This window comes from Haemophilus sp. C1, assembly GCF_001276515.1.
In the GTDB taxonomy this organism is placed as follows: Bacteria; Pseudomonadota; Gammaproteobacteria; order Enterobacterales; family Pasteurellaceae; genus Haemophilus.
Genome location: NZ_LDVZ01000077.1, coordinates 1 through 611 on the forward strand (window position 1 = coordinate 1; position 611 = coordinate 611).

A 611-nucleotide genomic window follows, 5' to 3' on the forward strand; every position below is an offset into this window, starting at 1 on the left:
CTGGCGTGGTCGGCATTGATTTTCGATTTATTGAAACTGCCTCCAACGGATGCGCCATACCCCATTGTCACACTACCACTCGCGTTCATTTATTTGCCTTTGTACGTGGCAGTGTCTTGTAAGCTTTCGATGTCGAGGTTTTGGGCATTGACTTCCACACGCTTGCCTTTATTTTGGTTGATAATTTATATTCATCATTCATTACATAATCCTTTATCTGAAGTTGAATTTTTTCTACCGCAATGTTTTATACGAATATATCCTTTGTTTTCCATACATTGATAAAATTTATTTAATAAATTTTGCCTTTTTTTCATATCAATTTTGAAAGAGGTAGGATCTATTATTGCCTCATCCCAAGCACTATCTAAATAAATATCGCCATATTTAACACCACACTTACTTAAATCAATCCAACGTTGCTTAGAATCTGTATGACCTAAACTATAAGGCTTTTGAAATTCAGCAACATAACTATATGGCTTACCAAAACAAATTGTTGTCATTCCATAATAACAATCGTCTTTTGCTGAATAACATCCTGTTATAGTAGATATAAAAATTAGGATAAATATAACTTTTTTCATTATCTTACCCCAAACAACAAATTC

General features: G+C 33.1%; 1 protein-coding gene and 1 pseudogene. Both read right to left on the reverse strand.

Features of this window, described 5'->3' with window-relative positions:
- Positions 1–179 (reverse strand): annotated as a pseudogene (locus ABW51_RS10610) (hemagglutinin repeat-containing protein); the annotation flags it as partial.
- Positions 180–194: 15 nt separating this feature from the next.
- Positions 195–611, reverse strand: a 417-nt coding sequence (locus tag ABW51_RS09620) for a hypothetical protein (RefSeq protein WP_231625723.1), incomplete at its 5' end; no start/stop codon positions are given.